This is a genomic window from Actinoplanes sp. NPDC051470 (genome assembly GCF_040682035.1).
In the GTDB taxonomy this organism is placed as follows: domain Bacteria; phylum Actinomycetota; class Actinomycetes; order Mycobacteriales; family Micromonosporaceae; genus Actinoplanes.
Map to the genome: position 1 here is coordinate 3683 of NZ_JBFBAA010000075.1, position 1688 is coordinate 5370.

The window sequence follows — 1688 nt, forward strand, 5'->3', positions numbered from 1 at the left end:
CACCATAGGCAAATCCGTGGTGCATTGAAGGGTGAGACGTGATGCCGAGCCGTATCAGGTGAAGTCAGTGATCCTATGCTGCCGAGAAAAGCCTCTAGCGATGTTCCGAGCGGCCCGTACCCGAAACCGACACAGGTGGTCAGGTAGAGAATACCGAGGCGACGGGCGAACTGTGGTTAAGGAACTCGGCAAATTGCCCCCGTAACTTAGGGAGAAGGGGGGCCGGACGCGTGAAGCCCCGTGCGGGTGGAGCGTGGTATGGCCGCAGAGAGCAGGGGGAAGCGACTGTTTACTAAAAACACAGGTCCATGCCAAGTCGTAAGACGATGTATATGGACTGACGCCTGCCCGGTGCTGGAACGTTAAGGGGACCTGTTAGCCCGTGAGGGCGAGGCGGAGAACTTAAGCGCCAGTAAACGGCGGTGGTAACTATAACCATCCTAAGGTAGCGAAATTCCTTGTCGGGTAAGTTCCGACCTGCACGAATGGCGTAACGACTTCCCCACTGTCTCAACCACAGGCCCGGCGAAATTGCAGTACGAGTAAAGATGCTCGTTACGCGCGGCAGGACGGAAAGACCCCGGGACCTTTACTATAGCTTGACATTGGTATCCGAATGTAATTGTGTAGGATAGGTGGGAGCCGGTGAAGCTCGGACGCCAGTTCGGGTGGAGGCAATCTTGAAATACCACTCTGTTGGATTTGGGTATCTAACTTGCGGCCCTGATCGGGTCGAGGGACAGTGTCTGGTGGGTAGTTTAACTGGGGCGGTTGCCTCCTAAAGGGTAACGGAGGCGCCCAAAGGTTCCCTCAGCCTGGTTGGCAATCAGGTGTTGAGTGTAAGTACATAAGGGAGCTTGACTGTGAGACTGACGGGTCGAGCAGGGACGAAAGTCGGGACTAGTGATCCGGCACTTGCGTGTGGAAGCGGTGTCGCTCAACGGATAAAAGGTACCCCGGGGATAACAGGCTGATCTTCCCCAAGAGTCCATATCGACGGGATGGTTTGGCACCTCGATGTCGGCTCGTCGCATCCTGGGGCTGTAGCAGGTCCCAAGGGTTGGGCTGTTCGCCCATTAAAGCGGTACGCGAGCTGGGTTTAGAACGTCGTGAGACAGTTCGGTCCCTATCCGCCGTGCGCGTTGGATACTTGAGAAGGGCTGTCCCTAGTACGAGAGGACCGGGACGGACGAACCTCTGGTGTGCCAGTTGTCCCGCCAGGGGCACGGCTGGTTGGCTACGTTCGGAAGGGATAACCGCTGAAAGCATCTAAGCGGGAAGCCTGCTTCGAGATGAGGTATCCCACCACCTTGAGTGGGTAAGGCCCCCAGCTAGACGACTGGGTTGATAGGCCGGAGATGTAAGCCAGGTAACTGGTTCAGTTGACCGGTACTAATAGGCCGAGGGCTTAACCACCCTTAATACAGAAAACATTATGCGTAGCGTCCACTGTGTGATTCACAGCAAACAACCACCCCAGCATTCTCGTGGGGGCGGCCGGCATCGAGCCGGCACGTCTGCGGGGATGGGTTTGGGAGTGTGGTTGTGTTTGTTGATGGTTGTTTCGGTGGTCATAGCGGTGGGGAAACGCCCGGTCTCATTCCGAACCCGGAAGCTAAGCCTGCCAGCGCCGATGGTACTGCACTCGGGAGGGTGTGGGAGAGTAGGACGCCGCCGGACTAAACGTT

Annotated in this window: 2 rRNA genes (1 of these 2 cut by a window edge); both read left to right on the forward strand. The window is 56.9% G+C overall.

Features of this window, described 5'->3' with window-relative positions:
* Window positions 1-1416: ribosomal RNA gene (locus tag AB0M54_RS47745) — 23S ribosomal RNA — on the forward strand (it extends 1706 nt beyond the left edge of the window).
* 147 nt (window positions 1417-1563) lie between these two features.
* Window positions 1564-1680: ribosomal RNA gene (gene rrf, locus AB0M54_RS47750) — 5S ribosomal RNA — on the forward strand.
* The last annotated feature ends 8 nt before the right edge of the window (window positions 1681-1688 follow it).